This window comes from Niastella sp. sgz303648, from assembly GCF_059587045.1.
The window spans coordinates 121,813-139,201 of sequence record NZ_JCAPSW010000011.1 but is presented as its reverse complement, the minus strand read 5'-3'; the positions used below and the strand labels follow the sequence as shown (position 1 = coordinate 139,201).

At 44.8% G+C, this 17,389-nt stretch carries 9 protein-coding genes; 3 read left to right on the top strand and 6 right to left on the bottom strand.

Translation table 11 applies throughout. From position 1 onward, the window contains the following. Nucleotides 1-6 precede the first annotated feature (6 nt). The 5 genes from AC59IL_RS27500 to AC59IL_RS27480 form a co-directional block, all read right to left on the bottom strand. A complete protein-coding gene (locus AC59IL_RS27500; RefSeq protein ID WP_496555438.1) occupies nt 7-3,396 on the bottom strand; it encodes a VCBS repeat-containing protein in 3,390 nt (1,129 codons plus the stop codon). Nucleotides 3,397-3,828: 432 nt separating this feature from the next. Further along, nucleotides 3,829-5,397, bottom strand: coding sequence for a RagB/SusD family nutrient uptake outer membrane protein (locus tag AC59IL_RS27495; protein ID WP_496555437.1), 1,569 nt, complete (start codon nt 5,395-5,397; stop codon nt 3,829-3,831). 84 nt (nt 5,398-5,481) lie between these two features. Next, nucleotides 5,482-8,976: a TonB-dependent receptor gene (locus AC59IL_RS27490; protein WP_496555436.1), complete on the bottom strand. Its 3,495-nt coding sequence runs from the start codon at nt 8,974-8,976 to the stop codon at nt 5,482-5,484. Nucleotides 8,977-9,238: 262 nt separating this feature from the next. Next, the gene (locus AC59IL_RS27485) at nt 9,239-10,327 is read right to left on the bottom strand and encodes a FecR family protein (protein ID WP_496555435.1); all 1,089 of its coding nucleotides are present in this window, start codon (nt 10,325-10,327) and stop codon (nt 9,239-9,241) included. A gap of 250 nt (nt 10,328-10,577) precedes the next feature. Next, on the bottom strand, nt 10,578-11,153 hold the full coding sequence (locus tag AC59IL_RS27480) for an RNA polymerase sigma factor (protein ID WP_496555434.1): 576 nt from the start codon (nt 11,151-11,153) through the stop codon (nt 10,578-10,580). Between the two features lie 429 nt (nt 11,154-11,582). Between AC59IL_RS27480 and ung the strand changes: the two genes are divergently transcribed. Next, a complete protein-coding gene (gene ung / locus AC59IL_RS27475) occupies nt 11,583-12,254 on the top strand; it encodes a uracil-DNA glycosylase (protein WP_496555433.1) in 672 nt (223 codons plus the stop codon). 177 nt (nt 12,255-12,431) lie between these two features. Beyond that, nucleotides 12,432-13,175 (top strand): lysophospholipid acyltransferase family protein, encoded by a 744-nt coding sequence (locus AC59IL_RS27470; protein ID WP_496555432.1) that lies wholly within the window; start codon nt 12,432-12,434, stop codon nt 13,173-13,175. A 148-nt stretch (nt 13,176-13,323) separates the two neighbouring features. Here the strand turns inward: AC59IL_RS27470 and AC59IL_RS27465 are convergent, their stop codons facing one another. Continuing rightward, nucleotides 13,324-16,155, bottom strand: coding sequence for a putative LPS assembly protein LptD (locus AC59IL_RS27465; protein ID WP_496555431.1), 2,832 nt, complete (start codon nt 16,153-16,155; stop codon nt 13,324-13,326). Between the two features lie 53 nt (nt 16,156-16,208). Between AC59IL_RS27465 and AC59IL_RS27460 the strand changes: the two genes are divergently transcribed. After that, complete coding sequence (locus tag AC59IL_RS27460) at nt 16,209-17,177, top strand: N-acetylmuramoyl-L-alanine amidase family protein (protein ID WP_496555430.1); 969 nt, start codon at nt 16,209-16,211, stop codon at nt 17,175-17,177. Nucleotides 17,178-17,389 lie beyond the last annotated feature (212 nt).

Sequence of the window (17,389 nt, the reverse complement as noted above, 5' to 3'; positions counted from 1 at the left end):
TTTATTTCAGCCCCGGTGATACACTTGGGGCTTTTTTATTTCGAAAACCCGTAGCGAATCATTATTGATGGCGGTTATAATCATTTTTTTGCCTTTGGCGGTTGATAACAAGGCCATGTCTTTGACGTCGCCGCAAATGTGCAAACCGCTTTGAGCAGAAGGAACAGGGATGAAAGTTTTGCCTTTACTGCCTCTTAAAAAACAACCGTACGAAGCATCATATCGTCCGGTCATTACTTCGGTTTGATATTCATTGCCGGCCAGTAGCAGATCGGTATATCCGTCGCCATCGAGGTCATTGATCACAATGCTATTTACCGGCGCAAACTGTGCTTCAACAGGCAGCCAGTGTTTGGTAAACCGGCCATTGCCCATATTCTCAAACCAACAACTATGGGTTTCTGAACAGGTTAATTGCAGCAGGGAGTCTTTGGGTTTGTCTTTAAAAATGTCGTCGAAAGTGGCCTGCGCATACTGGGCATGATGTAAAAACTGTTTCTTAATCGCAGGCACCTGGTCGGCAAACTGTCGCCGGTTGATGGCGGGGTACAAATGCTTTTTGCCTGAGTGATCTTTTATATAGTAAAATGGTATGGGATCGATGCTGCCGTTGCCATCGAGATCGGCTGCATATAACTCCATGGGCGTGGCGGGCGTTACCTGGTAATCGCAATTCAATCCGAGATTTCCGGCTACGAGGTCGGTATCGCCATCGCCATCTATATCGGCAGCGGCCAAGCTGCGCCATATACCGTGCATATCGGTAAGACCAGTGGAAGAAGTCACTTCCTGCAAATGGCCATGGTTGTTTTTGAAGAACCGAACAGGCATCCACTCCCCTGCTATGATCAGATCGGTTTGATGGTCGTTATCAAAATCGGTCCATACCGCAGAGGTGACCATGCCGGGTCGCTGCAATGGTGCGCATACCGTGGCGGTTACATCGGTAAACCGGCCTTTGTTGTTGTGTAAAATATAACTGCGGCCGGGCAACGGATAGCGTTTACTCACCCTGCTGCCAATAAACAGATCGGGTTGTCCGTCGCCATCGTAATCGCCTGTCTGCGCACATCCTGCAATCAGGCGTACGTTGGGCGGAATGGCCTGTGGCTGTAACTGAAATTGTCCTTTGCCGTTGTTGCTGTACAGGCGTGGAGTGTTGTACTCCGAATTTTCTTCAAACTGTACGTTGCCACTGGTGACCAGCAGGTCCTGGTCGCCATCGCCATCTGCATCGAAGAACAAACAATCCTCATCTTCCTGCATTTTTATACTGTCGGTTAGCGCATGTGATTGAAACTGTCCGTTTGGTTGTTGCATAAACAGTTTGCCAGAAAAATTAAAGGCGCCTCCTGCAAAAAAATCGGTTAACCCATCGTTATTGATATCTGCCGTAGCGATGAACGGCCCGAGCTGTGAATATTTCTGCGGCAGCAATCGCTGTACACCAAAATCGTTGAAATTACTTTCTGTATGCCGGTAACCGATATTCGTTTGTTGGGTAACGTCTGAAAAAAGGGTGCTGTGGTTAAATTCCTTCTGCCACTGCCCTGCCGGTTGGGGTGTTATTATAAGCGTGGTATCAGCCGTTACATTGCGTAATACCTGATACTCATTATCGGGCCATACGGTAATTATTGAATCGATGTGTGTGGCCGTCCCTAATCCAAACACCAGTTTGGTATCTACCGATGAAAAATAGCCTCTTACGGGGTTCTGCTCCTGCAGCTGCATGTGGCCGTTGCTGTATACAAACACTTTTGCGCCAAATGCATACCGGTTTGCGCCATTTAATTTTGGTTGTATACTTATATAATGTGTGGTTAGTGGTTTGTTCTTTTGATTCGTATTGTTGATGAATACAAACGCTTCTTTATTGATGTTGTTCACTACAATGTCAAGATCGCCATCGTTATCCAGATCGGCCCAGGCAGCGCCGTTGCTCATGGAGGGTTCATCAACCCCGGCCTGTTGCGCTATATTGCTGAAGGTATAATCGCCATTGTTATGGTATAAGTAATTGCTCAGTTCAACATGGTGTAGCGATGCCAGTTTGTTGTTGATGAGCGTGCGTTGCTTTTGTATATCATTCGTGCTAGACATTACCGTAGAGCTGAACTCCAGAAAATCGGCATTGATGAAATCGCGTCCGATGCCATTGGTAATATGTATGTCTTTGTAACCATCATTATCAAAATCGGCCATCAATACGCTCCAGCTCCAGTCGGTTGATGATATGCCCGCCAGCTGTCCTATTTCGCTGAAAAAAGGGGCCTCCCCCACTCCCTCTCCTTCAGGAGAGGGCCGGGGTGAGGTGGTACCATTGTTCAACTGCAACATGTTGCGCATGTATTCCGGCTCGTAGCCATAGTTTCGTTCTGCCTGATATCGCTCGTAGTTCATTACACTCCAGGTGAGCTTTCGGCGTTCGTTGTATTCGGGCATCATATCGAGCGTTACCACATCGGGCAATCCGTCGTTATTGATATCAGCGGCATCGGCTCCCATGCTGCTGTAGCTTTGATGCTGCAGCGATCGGGCAATGCAATTGGAAAAAGTGCCATTGCGGTTATTCAGCCACAATTCATCGTTCGATAAAAAATCATTGGCCACATATATATCGGGCCAGTTGTCGTTGTTAAAATCGCTTACTACCACCCCGAGCCCATATCCATCTTCTTTGATGTTGGCAGCAAGGGTTACATCGGTAAATACAGGATGTGCTGCATTTTCAACATACCCATCGTTGCGGTATAATTTATCATTGGCTAACGACCTGCCTGTGTTATCACGCGGATAAATGGTATTGGCATTGCCGCTGCTGAGCAAATAATTGGTGAGATACATATCGAGGTCGCCATCTTTATCGTAATCGAAAAAAACAGCCTGGGTCGAATAGCTGGTATCGGCCAGTCCGTATTCGGCGGCTGATTCTTTAAACGTTAAATCATGTTGGTTGATGAATAACAAATTGGGTGCGCGCTGCAGCAGGTTCTTTCCAAAAACCGAAACGTATATATCGTCGTACCCGTCGTTATTGATATCTACAATGCTTACACCGGTTGCCCATGAGCTGGTGGTGCAGCCTGCTTTTTGAGTAATATCTTCAAACCGGTTATTGCCTTTGTTGATATACAACCGGCTGCTTACCTGATTACCGGTGAAGAAAATATCTTTTAGTCCGTCGTTATTGAAATCGCCAATGCCTACCCCGCCGCCCATGTAACCAAATTCATCGATGAACGAATGGGTTGAATCGGTTTCGCTGACGTTGTTGCTGAAATCGATGCCGGTTACAGATGCTGGTAATTGTGTAAATAAAGTATGCTGCCTGCCGGGTTTGCAGGCAGCTATAAAAAGGAAAAGGAAGAAGGATAGAATTTGCCAGGTGCGCATTATTTAATCCGGTTTATAGTTTGTTGTTTATGGTTTGTGGTTCTTTCGGTGAATCTTGCCGTGCAATTTCGATCCTGTTACAATTTTAAGGTGCGGAGAGTTAATAATGAATTTCCAAATCGCGGCAGCAACCACAAACTTCAAACCCCGTCCGACCGGGTCATCCGGGCGGGCACAAAACCACAAACAAACTAAAAAGGTGCGCCACGCATTGGCCGGCAGATCCTTTATCAACCGTGGCACACCTGTTTTTGCTTAACCCCTGCAACATATACCATACCTCGCCCCTCCGGGACAATTTAGCTTTGAGGACATACGAAAGAAATTAGAAATTAGAAATGAAGAATTAAAAATGAGAAAGTAAGAAAACCGTCGCTTGGCAGAATCTAACTTTTTCATTTCACATTTCTAATTTTTCATTTTTCATTTATTTTAATAGCCTTTATTCTGCGCGCTAATGCCACCCTCAGCGAGCTTCGGATTGTTATCTATTTCCTGTTGCGGAATAGGCAACAATTCATCGCGGTTGGCCCTGAAATACGGCAACGGATCGGTGGTGAAATAGCCTTTCTTTCTCCAGCGCAGAATATCGCGGTTGCGAATTTCTTCATCACCCAGCTCTGCTGTTTTTTCATGCATAATGGCTTTGGTGATCTCATTTTTGCTACTTACCGGATATTGCGTTGTTGGATAAGGCGGCATATCTACACCGGCACGCGCACGTATTTCGTTCAGATATTCTATCGCACCTGCCGGATTGCTGAGCTCATTCTCACATTCTGCCAGCATCAGCAACACTTCGGCATACCTGATGATGCGTTGGTTGTTGCCGCCGCCGGCGCGATCGCCTCCTTTGCCATGTTTATAGATGATCATGAATTTGCGCCAGCTTATTTTTTTCGTTACACCATTTACTACCGATGAATTGCCGTTCTGGTCATCATCGGTTAATACAGAAGCGCCGTTATTATAGGTATCGCCGGTTTGGTATACCGCCATCCCAAACCTGGGATCTGTTTTGGTTGCTCCGGTAGCAGTGTTCTCAAATTCGTTCAGGAACCGGTTCGAGGGTATCAGGTTACGCCATGCAATAGGCGAATATTCCTGGTTGCGCACGGTTCCCTGCGCCTGGCTGGGATCATCGCCGGTACCGCCCCAGTTGAACTGGTTGGGTTTGTTTTCGAAGAATACCGCCTCCCAGATCGACTCGGGATTGAATTCTGTTTCTTCGCGATAATTATTCTCATACGGAATATTGATCGTATATAAGTTAGAATTCTTTACTGCCAGCAGCGCATTTTTGGCGCCGGCATAATCGCCTTTTTGCATCAACACCCGGCCCAGCATGGCATTGGCTGCACCTTTGGTAACACGCCCTCTGTCTTCATCGCCATAATTCGGTGGCAAACCGGCTGCTGCATCTGTAAGGTCTTTTACGATCTGATCATACACTGCTGATTCCGCAGCCCGTGGCTGAAACTGGTTCGATTCAGAAACCGGTTGCAGGTACACAGGTACAGGGCCCCACATGCTCACCAGTTCAAAAAGGGCCCATCCGCGAAAGAATTTCGCTTCTGCCAGGTTGCGGTCGCGCAAGGTAGTATTATCAGTTATCTGCGGTGCATATTTAATAACGGTATTGGCCCGGTGAATAACGGTGTACAATCCATTCCATACTGAGTTCATGACCGCATTATCGGGCGTAACCGATCCGTTTAATATTTGTGCACGGGGTACTTCGAGCTGTCCGCCACCGGATGATACATCATCGCTACGCAGATCATGTATAAAGAACCATTCGCGGCCTATCAGCGAACCCGAGTGCACAATGGAATAAATGGCATTGGTACCTTTCAGCAACTCATCACTGTTGCGGAAATACGTTTCGAGCGTTGGATAACTGGGATTGCTTTTGTTCAGGTCCTTTTCACAGGCAATGATCGTTACGCCTGTGATCAGCACCAGCGCTATGCTGTATTTATAAAGATTTTTTCGTTTCATATTAAGCAATTGTATATTCAAAAAAGAACAAAGTGTCTAATCCAATGGGGTTCCTATTCACCATTGACCATTGACCATTCACCGTTAAAATCCTACCTGCACACCAAACTGAAACGAGCGGGCGGCAGGATATTGTCCGTAATCGATGCCGTTAGTCAGCGTAGTGTTCTTCGACCCTATCTCAGGGTCCCATCCTTTATAATTCGTAAACGTCAACAGGTTCTGTGAAGCAACATATACCCTGAAGCTGCTCACGGCTCCTTTGCTGAGCGATTGCAACACGGTCGACGGCACAGTATATCCTATCATGATGTTCTTTAACCGCAGGTACGAACCGTTTTCGATCCAGCGGGTCGATGGCCGTACGTTCTGGTTGGGATCTCCGCTTACCGCTCTTGGCATACTGGTATGGGTATTGGTGGGCGTCCATGCATCGAGTACTCCTGTACCGGCGCCGAATAAACGCGCCATCCCTTCACTGATAATGCGGGCTGCATTGAAAATCTGATTTCCTTTTACCCCCTGGAAAAATATCGATACATCGAAGTTTTTATAGTTACCGCCGAAATTCAAAGAATATGAAAAGTCGGGTAAATAATTACCAAGGAATGTTCTGTCGGCAGCGGTAATTACTCCGTCGGGTTTGCCATCGGGACCGCTGATATCTTTGAACTTCAAATCGCCTGCTTTTGTTTTGGAGGTCTGAAACGGACTGCTGGCTACTTCGGCATCGCTTTGAAATATTCCGTCTACCACATAGCCGTAAAACGACTGAATGGCTTCACCGGCCATGGTGCGGGTAATGGGTGTACCACCGCCAAAATCCTGATCACCACCCTGATCGATCGTTGCATTGGGTGTATTCAAACTAATCACTTTATTGCGGATGAAACTGATGTTGCCGGTTACATCCCATTTAAAATCTCCTGTTTTTTTATTATAGGCCAGTTGCAGATCAAGCCCGTTGTTTTCCATCGATCCAACATTTGCCAATACACCACTGCCATTAAATCCAAATGATCCCGGCGTAGGCACATTCAGCATCAGGTTATCGGTCTTTCTGCGATAATAGTCGGCCGATAATGTGATGCGGTTATTCAGCAAACCGAGGTCAACACCAATGTTCAGCTGTTTTGTTTTTTCCCATTCGAGATTCATATTCGAAATAGCGTTATAAAAGGAAGCATTGCCGCCTGCGGGCATGGTATTATTGAATGGATAGATAGCGCCGTTTTGCGATACCACCGCCTGCCATGGATAATCATTCGCCAGTTGCGAATTGGGCAGCTTGCCAAAAATGCCTATACCATTTAACCCGGTTTCGCCATATCCTGCCCTGATCTTTAGTTCAGAAATATTTTTTGCATTGCGCATGAAAGATTCCTGATCAACCCGCCAGCCAACTGATGCAGATGGGAAATTGGCGAACTTGTTACCAGGCGCCCAAACCGACAGCCCATCGCGACGAATTGCCGCACTGAACAAATATTTGCCGGCAAATTCATAATTCAACCGGCCTACATATGAAATGAGCAGGTTTTCGCTTTTGGTACTGAAAGCACTTACATTGGTTGCCCCAAATAATGTTTCAATATCGTTGGTGCTTTGATTACCGATCTGTTGCTCGCCATATCCTCTGGTGCCCTGCTGCTCATATACTCCGGTAACTGTAATATGGTGATCGCCGAAGGTTTTATCAAAAGTGAGCTGTTCGGTAAACAACAGTGTAGTGAGCGAAGTACGCACGTCGTTTACGGTAGCCTGTTGTTCGCTTCGGCCTTTATCGTTATAGATGGGTTTAAACTGGTGCTGAAACAGGTTCATATGATCTACTCCAAACGTTGAGCGGAACTTTAACCAGTTGGTAATATTCGCTTCGGCATAAGCAGTGCCCAGTACTTTTAATGTTTTACGAACGGCATTGCCCAGCAATACAGCATCTTCAACCGGGTTGGTTGGGTCGGCGCCGTCTACACTGTTTTCGGCATTACGGTAACCGCCTAATGTAGTGGGATCATATACAGGCAGATAAGGCAAACTGCGAATAACATTTACCAGCCGCGTGCGGTTGCCATCGGTATTATCGTACCGTTGTTTTGAATACGATAAATACAGGTTTTCGCCAAAGGTGAATACTTTGCTGATCTTATGTTCTGAATTGATGCGGTAATTGCCTCTTTCATAATATACGCCTTTCGAAATACCATCCTGTTTAAAATAGCCGGCCGATGAATAAAAACGGCTCAAATCGTTTCCGCCGCTAACGGATAAATTATGTTGTGTTAAGATGCCGCTTTTAAAATATGCATCCTGCCAGTCGGTATTTGTTGCCGAAAACGTTTGCGTAGTACCGGCATAAATAGGCTGGTTAAAGTTGTTGGGCTGTAAACGGGGCGGATGGCCCACGCCACCGGCTTCATTCAACGCAAATTCATATTTCAGGTACTGTTCGGTATTCAGCAGATCGATCTTTTTCCAGGGGCTTTGTGTACCTACATAGGAGTCGAGCTGCACCCTGAGCTTCTTTTCGCGCTTACCTTTTTTAGTGGTGATAAGTATAACACCATTGGTAGCTCTTGACCCGTAAATGGCGGCCGCACTGGCATCTTTTAAAACTTCAACCGATTCAATATCGCGGCTGTCGAAATTCACGAGGTTGCCTGTAGGAAAACCATCAATTACATATAAGGGGTCCGAAGCAAAGTTAATAGAGCTTACGCCTCTGATTCGCACAATGGGCGAAGTGCCCGGCTCACCGTTATTGGTAACCGTAAGTCCTGCTACCCTGCCCTGCAATGCCTGTTCAACACTGGCAACCGGTAATTCAGTTATAGCTTTACTGTTTATTGATGAAATGGCGCCGGTTAATGAACTTCTGCGCTGGGTACCATACCCTACAATAACCACTTCGTTCATGTTGGCGGTTTCGGTCTGCAGTTTTACGTTGATGGAACTTTCCTCACCTACTCTTACTGCAGTTACCTTATAACCTACCATGGTAAATTCAAGTATTTCGCCCACATCGGCGCTGATACTGAACAAACCATTTTCATTGGTAGAAGTACCCCGGGTTGTTCCCCGCACCAGTACCGATACACCGGCCAGCGGTTCCCCGTTTTCGTTAGTTACTTTGCCGTTGACCGTTTTCACCGGCACTTCATTGTCGAACAGGTTTTTGCGTTGATCGTCGTTTATAAAATCCGAAAGGCTGAAATCTTCGCCTTTGCGCATCAGCACAATCTGTTTGCCCGATACGAAATACAGTATATTCAATGGCTGTAATAACGTTTGCAATACATTACCCAATCGTTCATTGCGTGCCACTACCGACACTTTTTGGCGGGCAGGAATACGTTGCGGACTATATACAAATTTGATATCGGTAATCCGGCTGATCTCATTCAGTACGGTTTTTACCTCTTTGTTATCGGCAACAAGACTGATCCTCTGGTCCAGAATTTCCTGCCCTTTTACAGGATGGGCATACATAACTCCGGCAAAACCAGTGATCAATAGTATAGGCAGCAATCCTATTCTCATAAACCCGTAGATTAACTGGTTAACGAGTTCTTTTTTCATAGTTTTGTACTATTATTTGGTTAAAGCAATCCGTTTTAATCAATGGCTGTCCTGCTCCCAACAAGTGGCAGGACAAAAATTTAGAGATACCCCGATATTGCTGCGAACAATATTGGGGTTCTTTTTTACCGGTTATCAGGGGGGTAATGAAAACATTTTAAATGTGTTTATATATTATTATTGATATTGATTATTTATTTCATTCGGCCTGAAGGCCAGAGCTATAGGTTCTCTTATTCACCATTGACCATTCACCATTCACCTACTTACATCCGGGGGCTTCCACCACCACCTGCCCGTCAATCAACTCATACCGGGCGCCGATGGCGCGGCAGATCAGGTCGAGCTTCTGAAAAAACGGTTCGTTCTTCAGATCGGCGGTAACAGTACATTTTTCAAGCGCATCGCTGTCGCATACTATATTAATGCCATAGGCCTTGCTCAGGTCGTTGAACACTTTTTCGAGTGGCGCTTCATCGTATACCATTGATTGTTCGCCAGTATGCGGCATTACCATTATGGGATTGCCGAGCAATTCTTTCCTGAAATTTTGTTGCGTTTTTTCGTATACGAGTTGCTGATTGGGGGTTAGAATAATTTCACTGTTTTTGCCGGCAGCCGATGTTTGCGGCAATGCATACACGCTCACTTTACCGGTTCGAACGGTTACACTGATAGCAGTATCTTTTTCAAAGGAACGGATCGTAAAGCTGGTACCTAATACCTTGGTAACAATTTCATTGGCAAATACCCTGAATGGACGATGAGGATTTTTAGTCACTTCAAAAAATGCTTCACCCAGCAAATACACATCCCTTGTAGAATCGGCGAACATACGGGCATAGCTAACGCGACTTTGAGGCGCCAGCGTAATGCGGCTTCCATCGGGTAGTGTTATTGTTTCGGGCGTTTGCGAACCATTGGCATGCTCAATCAGGTGTTTGTAGGCTGTTAAGGAAGCATAGGCAAAAGAAGGAGTCTTCGTTACAGTTTTATTAAAATACCATACGCCGGTTGTGCACAACAGTAATACCGCTGCTGCGGCATACCACCATTTGTATTTGAGTAAACCTATTTTGCCGCGCCGGGCACCCTGCTGCGGTTGTGCACCGATGATCTGCATTAATTTACTGATCTCCTGTTCTGTTACCTGTTCACCGGGTTCGGTATGTTTAGGCTGAATACACTCCACCACCCGCCGGGCTTCGGCTATAACCAGGTGTTTATCGGGATGTGCCTTTAACCAGCCTATCCAGAATTGTTCATCTTCTTCTCTTTTTTCCTGCACCCAACGTATAAAATCTTCATCCATTACAAAATCCGATATATCGTATAGCCTGAAATCCTTCATACCTGATTGTTATACCAGTAAGTTCCCTGCACCGTGAAAATCTACTGGTGAATCGGGCATTTTGTTAAAAAAATATCAGGATTGTGATGAAAAGTATCAGTTTGAATATCGAACAGAAGAATTTTGAATGATGAATGTCGAAGTAATGGCACTTTTTAGAATATCGAACAGAAGAATTATGAATTTTGAATATCGAAGTAAAGGCACTTCGACATTTGAAATTCGACATTCAATATTCAATATTCATTATTCATGTATTCAAGGTTTCGGCTCGCCACAAACTGCGCAGCTTTTGAATGGTTTCGTGTAACAGGTTATAAACCGACTGGCGGCTGAGGTTCATGAGCTCGGCGATCTGCGCATGATCGAGGTGCTGATAAAATTTGAGGTAAATAAGTTCGTGTTGTCGTTTCGACAATTGTTCCAGTGTTTTTTTCAGAATGGCAGCCTGCTCTTCGGATAACTGCTTATCGATGATCAGTTTTTCAACCGAAAACTCCTGAAAAAATTCGTATTCGTCACCGGTTTCAATGGAAAAAGTTTTTCGTCCGTGCCGGTGCAGTGATTTTAAAACTTTGTTTTTAACTGCGCGCAGTAAATAATAACGTACCGACAAAATACCGGCGGCGTTTTGCCGTCGCTGCCACAGACTTATAAAAACTTCCTGTATGCAGTCTTTAACAAGGGCTTCGTCACTGGTTAAGCGGCTTCCATAATCGTATAATGCGGAAAAATAATTTCGCATGAGGGAGGCAAGGGCCTGTTCATCGTTTTGTTGCAATCGTTGAAGCCAGGAGGCTTCTAACTGTGTGTCATGTTTCAACATCAGCAGTGAGGATAGGTTACACCATGCACCGGGTGCATAGCAAAATGTACAATATTAGCGCATATTCATAATACGATGCAAAAAAATATTAGCAGCACATGTGAGTTATTGTTATATGTTGTTAGTAGCGAGTAATTAGCAGGAGGTTTGCAGTTTAGAGGGTACCAGTTACAGGTTACAGGATACAGGGTACAGGTTTACATATTACAGGGAATAACTGTTTCTGAAGCCCTGAAACCTGCAACTTGAAACCTGTAACATAAAGCAATTCACCATTCTCCATTGACCATTCACCATGTGGCTCTTTGCCCGAAAACAATGATATTTGCCGCCATTGTTGATACCGGTTAACAATTCGAAACAAGGGGTAACCCTTTATTGGCGAATTGACCGGTTTGTTTATTTTTATTGAAAATATTAATTATCTGTATGGATGTTCAAATAGATGATAGCTGGAAAACGGTTTTAAAACCTGAGTTTGCCAAACCTTACTTCCTGAATATCGTTACTTTTTTGAAAACCGAAAAAATGGCGGGCAAAACCATCTATCCGCCCGGCTCTTTAATTTTTAATGCCTTTAATACAACCCACTTCGATAATGTGAAAGTGGTAATAATCGGCCAGGACCCTTATCACGGCCCGGGGCAGGCGCATGGATTGTGCTTTTCGGTATCGAACGGCGTAGTTCCGCCTCCCTCGCTGGTGAATATTTTTAAAGAACTGCACAGCGATACAGGTGTTCCCATTCCCGATCACGGCAATCTTACCAAATGGGCCGAACAGGGCGTATTGCTGCTGAATGCATCCTTAACGGTTCGCGCGGCCGAGCCCATGAGCCATGCACAGATCGGCTGGGCCGAGTTTACCAATAGTGTTATCAAAAAAATATCTGAACAAAAACAGCATGTGGTGTTTTTGCTGTGGGGAAAATTTGCACAGGAAAAACAGGTGCTGATTGATGAAACCAAACACCTTGTTCTGAAATCGGCCCACCCCTCGCCTTTATCGGCCCACGCGGGTTTCTTCGGCTGCCGGCATTTTTCAAAAGCAAACGAATACCTGATCAGAAACGGAATAGATCCTGTAAACTGGGCGCTGTGACCAATAGGCAATGGTCAGTAGGCAATAGGCAGTTGATGCCGCGCTTTTACTTTACTAACTATTTTTTGCACCCTGTAACTTGTAACCTGTAACCTGTAACATGAACCCTGTAACATGTAACTTGCAACTGATTCTTGATTTTTCAGTGCTTATTTCAATTACTTAAGTAACTTTTAGATGAAATTCATCAAAGAAATCGCGGGCCGCATCTTCGCCACCTGGGCGGTGCTGATGTTTGTTGCTACCATGCTCATTATGGTGATTCCATTTCTGTTATTCAGCTATTGGGCGAAATCTCCCAAAAATACATTGCGTTTTATCAAATATTCAAGGGTATGGATGGGTATTTATCTGCCGCTCATCGGCTGTCCGCTGGTTGTACGCGGAAGAAAAAATTTCGCACCCGGCGAAACCTATGTAGTTGTATGCAACCATAATTCCCTGATGGATGTACCTATTGTAACGCCCGCTATTCCCGGAGGTAATAAAACCATTGCCAAAATAGAAATGGCTAAGATCCCGATTTTTGGTTTAATGTATAGAACCGGTTCTGTACTGGTTGACAGACATAGCGAAAAGAGCCGTAAAGATAGTTACCTCGAAATGCGTAAAGTCTTTGATATGGGGTTGCACATGTGTCTTTACCCCGAAGGCACGCGTAACAAAACCGATCAGCCGTTAAAATCTTTTCACGATGGTGCTTTTCGCCTGAGTATCGACAGCGGCAAAGCCATTATACCAGGTATTATATTTAATACCAGAAAAGTATTGCCCGCCAGCAAAACATTTTACCTGATGCCCCATAAAATGGAAATGCATTTTTTACCGCCCATCGCCCCCCAACCCGGCGATACCACGCAAACGCTGAAAGAGAGGGTGTTTAAAGTGATGTGGGATTACTACGCTGCGAATAGTAAGTAGGGAGTAGCAAATCGTGAAACGGCAAACGTGAAACGGCAATTCGCTTAGTAAACTGTAAACCCGTTAACCTTTCAACCTGTTAACTTGTCAACTTACCAACCTGTCAACATACCAACTTGTCAACCTTTCAACTTAGTCAACTAATCAACTAATTATTATAGAAATACCTCGTACGGTTAATTCTCAAATCACGCAAAATGCCCGACTTGGGACTGATGGTAAAATTGAACGTACGGTATAAACCTATCGGCGTTACATTGATGCTTAACTGCCAGCAGTGCATTTCACGACTGATATAGAAAGTAAAATTCTGAATCGACGTTGTGGTAATATCATAATAGCCGTTCATGCCGAACTTCCATTTGGGCGTAAGGTTAAAATCGCCGTTCCAGCTCATGTTTGAAGTGGTTTTTGTTTGCCACCCCGAAAAATCGCTTTTAAAACTACGCGTAAAGCTGAACGAGTACGACAAACTCAACGACCAGGGAATATTAAAGTCGGCAAATTCAGCAGGATTCGAACGCGCATAGGCCAGCTGCGCCTGTTGCTCTTCGGCCGTTAATATAGCGCCCTGGTTTAATTGGTTTTCCTTTTGTTTCGCATTCTTCTGGTCTTTTCCTTTACTACTTTGGAAAGAAGTTGAAATGGCAATATTTCCGTTCGTTATACGGCCCAGGTTAGCGGGCGAAAACTTACGCCCCTGCCACATATACTTATTGACCCTGTACCCAAAACTATCAACCTGGTAAGGGTCCATCGTGGCGCCCGCAGTAATATTGATCTTTTCGAACAACGTACTTCGCAGATATAAACTAAAGGGCGATAATTTAAATGAGTCGGCAACAAAGTTGTAACTGCTGGTAAAACCAAAACCATCAATCAGCCTGATCTTTTTTAATCCGCCATTGGCAGTATCTTTTTTCGATCGAACCTTTGCTTCAATATTATTATCAATACCAAAACTTATACCGCCGAACGTTCCCTCAGAAAAAACGCCGTAAATGCTTCCATCGTAATAAGAGAATCGGGTAGTATGGCCGAGTGTATCAATTTGCTTTGGTTTATAATAATATTTACTGGCCAGGTCGGGTTTATAACTTACCGATAAAGTAGGACGGATCACGTGCCTGATGGCCGCGATCGGACTGTTTTTTCCAAACTTATCGAACTTGCCATATAAAGCAGTTGCAAGACCTAAACTAAACGATACATCATTGGCCCTGTACAAGCCTTTGGTAATAGTAGTATCAAGCTTTCTGGTAGCGTCATTCCAATCACGCTTCATTTTCTGCGAATACCATTTTTCCTGGTAACTGATACCCGGTGATATTTGTAAAGGGCCCAGTTGCGGTAACGACAACTGAATGGGTATCGAATGCTGGGCGCCCCATTGCATAGTATCAAGAATTTTGCGAACACTAAAATCCGGCTCCAGAAAGCTTGCCTGGTTGGCCAGCGTAGAGTTTAATCCAATTCCCAGTTTGTGATACCACTTTGCTTCGCCTGCAAACTCTTTCGGCTGAAACGGATAAAATGTATTGGCCGTAAATGATATATTCGGCAAATTCAAATTAATAACCCGCGTAAGGTTGTTCTGGTTGTGGTTGGCAGTAGCCGTAAGGTTATATTTACTGCCCCAGGTTTTGGAATAGCTGATTGATGAACTCAGCGTATTTTGATAATTGAGTGTTGAATTATTTGGAACAAGCGTATTGAATTTGGTAGAGGCAATATTTACGTTTGCCGAAAAAGAAGTTCCGGGGCGCGCACGGCTATCGACCGTATGGCTCCAGTTAATACTATATGTTTTTGTATTCGTAAATTCCTGTTTGGCCGTGCTTGATAATATGCGTGAATTCTGGTACACCAGGTTCATGGTACCATTATACCGGTAACGCACGCGGTAGGTAGGCGTCAGAAATAACGAATAGCCGCCATAGGAATACAAATTTGAGCGAAGCGTTACGTCGAAATTATCATTCAGCACTTTGTAATAGCCCAGTCCTTCGAGCCCCAAACCAAATTGTTCGCTGGCTGTAAACTGGGGCGGCAGCAAACCCGAATGGCGCCCCTGCGATAATGGGAAAAAGCCGAACGGAATATAAATAGGTACAGGTACGCCTTCAAATTCAGGATGAATAGGGCCCGAAACGGCCAGCTTTTGGCTAACCATTTTTAACTTTTGCGCCCTGAACGCAAAATGCGGCGTATCGAGGTTACAGGTAGTGAACTGTGCGCGGTATGCAAAAAAATCTTTTTCAGTGATCTTTTTAACTTTTTCGCCCTGCACATACATTTCACCCTGTTGTGTAATGGTATTTTCGGTGATCCCTTTTTGGGTTTGAAAGTTATATTTAATTACGTCCGACGACATTTTACTGTCGGCCTGTATCATCACCGGCTTGCCCACCATTTTACCGGCAGTATCTCTACGATAGGTGGCGGTTACCATTTGGGCGGCCTGATCGAGCTCGATGCTGTCGGCCGAGAGGTCCATATCTTTATGTTTTACATTGGCCTTGCTGAACAGGGTGATCTTTTTATCGGGCACGTTCAGCACCATCGAATCGGATGCTTTGTAAACCACCGGCGCATCCAGCGAATCTTTTGATAATTTTAAATTGAAAGTATCGGATTTGTTTATCAGACTATCCTTTCCGGGAATAGTATCGGTTAAAGGATTTATCTTTCCGGTTGCAGCAATGGTATCAGTTTTACCAATTACCACATTTTTTGAAGGTATGGTATCTTTTTTGCGGAAAAGGCTACCTTTCGAGGTGATGGAATCTTTGCGACCTGGTTTTGTAGTATCCTGAGAATTTGCCGTTAATGATTTGTAAAAATGAGGTGGGGTGAAGTAATTCGCCCAAATATCCGACGTTAATAGCAAAAGCCATATATATAAAATCAGGGCCGAACCATCTTTTAAATTATTTTTGCGTCCGTTCATCATAATGCAGGTGGTGGCAAAAATAGTCATTAATGCATTAAGAATATGTGAAGATTAAGGTCTCCTAAATTCTTGAACAGTAAATGAATAATAAAAAATTTCAACGTTTCGTCAAAAGCATTTTTGTTGCTGGGATATTATTTTTTGCCGGAAGCATGGCACAGGCGCAACAACGACCGGTACTTGGCACTATTATAGTAGATCCCGGCCACGGCGGTATTGACCCCGGCGCAAGCGGCCAGTTCTCGACCGAAGCAGCCGTAGCCCTGTCAATTTCTTTAAAGCTCGGCAAAGCCCTGGCCGAACAATTGCCCGAAAGCAAAGTGATCTTTACCCGCACCACCGATGAACTTCCCGGAGGCCTTGATAATATTCATGAGGCATTGCGTTACCGGGCCGATATGGCCAACCAGGCAAAAGGCGACCTGTTCATAGCCATTCACTGCAATGCCAACGGCTATAGGGCCGGCGGATGGTACGCCAAACGCATTGTAGGACATAAAAACCGCACGGTGACTGTGGGCAAAGGTTCAAAAAGACACAAGAAAACAATTCGTGAACCCATATACGAAAGTTATTGGCAAAAAAACAACGAACACGGCACCGAAACCTATATATGGGCGGCCGACCGTACCGGTTATAAAGGCGAAGCCATTAACTCGACCGGCGGCGAAAGCAGTGGTGAAAACGTTGAAGACAGCACCAACGAGCTTGACCTGAACTCGCCCGAAGCCATGATACGGGCGCAGTTGTATGAAAAAAAGTTTTTCGGTAAAAGTTTATCGCTGGCCACTATGGTAGAAGATGAATTTACAAAGCAGGGCCGGTTTAGCCGCGGGGTAAAACAAAGAAATGAAAAAGGTATCTGGGTGTTGCAGGCTACCGGTATGCCCAGTATTTTAGTTGAAACCGGATTTATTACCCAAACCGAAGAAGAAGAATATATTAACAGTGAAAAAGGCCAGGACGAAATAGTGGCCGCCATTATAACGGCTATAAAAAGATATAAATCCAGTCTGGAAGGGCTCGCCCCTCCTGCCCCTTCAAAATAGGCAGTAGGCAGTTGGCAATAGGCAATGGTGAAAAGCAAGTGGGAAGTGGCAAGTAGCGAGTGGGCTGGTGAATCATGTACCTTGTTTCCTGAAATTTTTTTAACTTTTTAACCTTCTTAACCTGTCAACTTTTCAACCTTCTACTGCCTGGTACCCACTGCCCATTGCCTTATTATTTAATATTAACGAATTGATAAGCCAACTGCAGCACT